Source organism: Bacillus sp. LR_5 (assembly GCF_042709275.1).
The window spans coordinates 1-3292 of sequence record NZ_JAVAXX010000464.1 but is presented as its reverse complement, the minus strand read 5'-3'; the positions used below and the strand labels follow the sequence as shown (position 1 = coordinate 3292).

Sequence of the window (3292 nt, the reverse complement as noted above, 5' to 3'; positions counted from 1 at the left end):
GGTTGCAATCAATACCTATATTGTTTTCGAAATTGTTTGAATTGTTTCAATCGCACGGTTCGCGTATTGTTCATTTCGTTCTTTTTTATTTTTAATTTTAACTGGCAATTCTTTCAAAAGCCCAAAGTTTGCATTCATCGGCTGGAAGTTCTTCTGGTTTGTTGTTGTAATATAATGTGCCATACTGCCAATTGCTGTTTCCTGAGGGAAGATCACAAGCTCTTCTCCCAATACAAGCTTCGCCGCATTAATGCCTGCTACAAGTCCTGAGGCAGCTGATTCCACATATCCTTCTACTCCCGTCATTTGGCCTGCAAAGAACAGATCACTGCGGTTTTTAAATTGATAAGTCGGCTTTAACAGGCTTGGAGAGTTAATAAATGTGTTTCTGTGCATCACGCCATATCTGACGATTTCTACATTTTCAAGTCCTGGAATCAACTTGAGAACTTCCTTTTGGTCTCCCCATTTTAAATGAGTCTGGAATCCTACAATATTATAAAGTGTTCCCGCAGCATCATCCTGTCTGAGCTGAACGACGGCATAAGGGCGTTTTCCTGTAACAGGATGCTCTAGACCAACCGGTTTCATCGGACCGAAAAGCATTGTTTTCTTACCCCGTTTTGCCATAACTTCAATCGGCATGCAGCCTTCAAAGAAAATCTCTTTTTCAAATTCTTTTAACGGCACTGTTTCTGCTGATGTTAATGCTTCATGAAAACGGTCAAACTCTTCTTCTGTCATCGGGCAGTTCAAATATGCTGCTTCACCTTTATCATAACGGGATTTTAGGTACACTTTATCCATATCAAGGCTGTCTTTTTCTACAATTGGCGCCGCTGCGTCATAAAAATATAAATAGTCCTCTCCAGTCAGCTCCTTCAGCTGGGCAGACAGCGATTCAGATGTTAACGGACCCGTTGCGATGATAGTAGGGCCTTCAGGAATTTCAGTCACTTCTTCATTAATAACGGTTACGTTTGGATGATTTTTCACCCGATTTGTCACACTTGCGGCAAATTCATGACGGTCTACTGCAAGAGCGCCCCCGGCAGGCACCGAACATTCGTCAGCCGCAGCGATAATGGCTGAATCAAGCGCACGCATTTCTTCCTTTAATACACCGACAGCGTTAGCAAGTGTATTAGAGCGAAGAGAGTTGCTGCAGACAAGCTCAGCAAATTTATCTGTATGGTGCGCAGGCGTTTGTTTAACTGGCCGCATTTCATACAATTTGACTTGAATCCCACGTTTGGCAAGCTGCCATGCTGCTTCACTTCCTGCGAGTCCGGCTCCGATTACATTCACTGTTTGTTGGTTCATCTTTCACATCTCCTAGTTTATTATTCAAGGCCTTCTTTTAACACACAAAGAAGGTGAGCAAGACCCTGCTCACCGCTACTTCTGTGGTTCTTCCTTATAATCGCATTCCACGCATTGGACTTGTATACCTTTTTTGAGTTTTTTCTCGACGAGCATTTTTTCGCATTTCGGGCATTTTCGTTCAATTGGTTTGTCCCATGATACGAATTCACAGTCCGGATAACGGTCACAGCCGTAAAACACCCGTTTCTTTTTCGATTTTCGCTCAACAATGTTTCCTTCTCCGCAGCTCGGGCACTTCACACCAATTTGTTTCACAATCGGTTTCGTGTTCCGGCAGTCAGGGAAGTTGGAGCAAGCTAAGAATTTACCGTACCGTCCCATTTTATATACCATTGGAGAACTGCACAATTCACAATCTTCTCCAGCATACTCTGGTTCAATCTCAACTTCCTTCATTTCCGATTCGGCTTTTTTCACGCGTTTTTCAAAATCGGTGTAGAAATTATCGATAATCTTGACCCATTCGGTATTTCCTTCTTCAACATGATCAAGATCTCTCTCCATTTTAGCTGTAAACTCAACGTTAATGATCTCAGGGAAAAACTCCATGATCAAGTCAAGAACGATCTGACCTAATTCAGTCGGAACGAAACGTTTATTATCCAATGCCACGTAGCCGCGCCGCTGAATAGTATCAAGTGTCGGAGCATATGTGGATGGACGGCCGATACCGCGTTCTTCAAGGGTTTTAACAAGCCGGGCCTCAGTATATCGCGGAGGCGGCTGGGTAAAATGCTGCTCAGGTTCTATATCTTTTGATAATACCGTGTCGCCTTCTTGTAAGTCAGGCAGCATCCGGTCTTTTTCTTCCATTTGATCGTCTTTTCCTTCAACATACACCTTCATAAACCCGGAAAACTTGACTTTACTTCCATTTGCACGAAATGTCAAACCGTTGTTTGTCAGGTCGACACTCATTGTATCGAGAACAGCCGGTGCCATTTGGCTGGCAACAAAACGCTCCCAAATTAATTTATACAGTCTCATTTGGTCTCTGCCGAGGACTGCTTTTAATTCACTTGGTTTTCTAAGAACTGATGTCGGCCGAATTGCTTCGTGGGCATCCTGGGCATTTTCATTCTTTTTCGCAGGCTTCCGTTTTCCGCCTAGGAACTCTTTTCCATATGTCTGATCAATAAATGCAGCTGCTTCATCAACAGCCGTATTTGAAATACGGGTTGAATCCGTTCTCATATACGTGATCAGACCAACCGTTCCTTCTCTTCCTAAATCAATTCCTTCATATAATTGCTGTGCAATCATCATCGTTTTCTTCGCTCTGAAATTGAGCTTGCGAGCCGCTTCCTGCTGCAGGGTAGAAGTGGTAAAAGGCAAAGCGGGATTACGTTTGCGTTCCTTTTTGGTTACTTTTTCAACTGTATATTGATTCCCTTTGAGCTGAGAAAGAATCTCTTTTACATCAGCTTCACTATTTAAAGGAAGTTTTTTGCCGTTTTTCCCGAAAAAGCTCGCTTCAAAGGTTTCTTGACCTTTTAAGAACGTACCGTCAATTGTCCAATATTCCTCAGGCTTAAAGTCGTTAATCTCTTTTTCACGGTCAATAATCAAACGGAGGGCAACGGATTGCACGCGTCCTGCGCTAAGCCCTTTTTTGACTTTTTTCCATAAGATTGGACTGATTTTATATCCGACAAGCCTGTCTAAAATACGTCTCGCTTGCTGTGCATCCACTAAATCCATATTGATCATGCGGGGATGCTTAAACGATTCCTTAATAGCGTCTTTTGTAATTTCGTTAAACACCACACGGCAGTCTGAGTTGAGATCTAAATCAAGACTGTGTGCCAAATGCCATGCAATCGCTTCCCCTTCTCTGTCGGGGTCGGCTGCGAGATACACTTTTTTGGCTTTTTTCGCAGCCGTTTTCAGCTCTTTTAATACCGGG

Annotated in this window: 2 protein-coding genes; both read right to left on the bottom strand. The window is 43.1% G+C overall.

Features of this window, described 5'->3' with window-relative positions:
- Window positions 1-15: 15 nt before the first annotated feature.
- Window positions 16-1323 carry an FADH(2)-oxidizing methylenetetrahydrofolate--tRNA-(uracil(54)-C(5))-methyltransferase TrmFO gene (trmFO, locus tag RAC86_RS37085; protein WP_003244725.1) on the bottom strand — a complete coding sequence of 436 codons (1308 nt, stop codon included), beginning with the start codon at window positions 1321-1323 and terminating at the stop codon, window positions 16-18.
- Window positions 1324-1398: 75 nt separating this feature from the next.
- A partial coding sequence (topA, locus tag RAC86_RS37080) for a type I DNA topoisomerase (RefSeq protein WP_377886802.1) occupies window positions 1399-3292 on the bottom strand: 1894 nt, incomplete at its 5' end.

Bases quoted from the DNA above. Each gene is read 5' to 3' on its own strand.
- trmFO (WP_003244725.1), bottom strand. From the start codon at position 1,323: ATGAACCAACAAACAGTGAATGTAATCGGAGCCGGACTCGCAGGAAGT.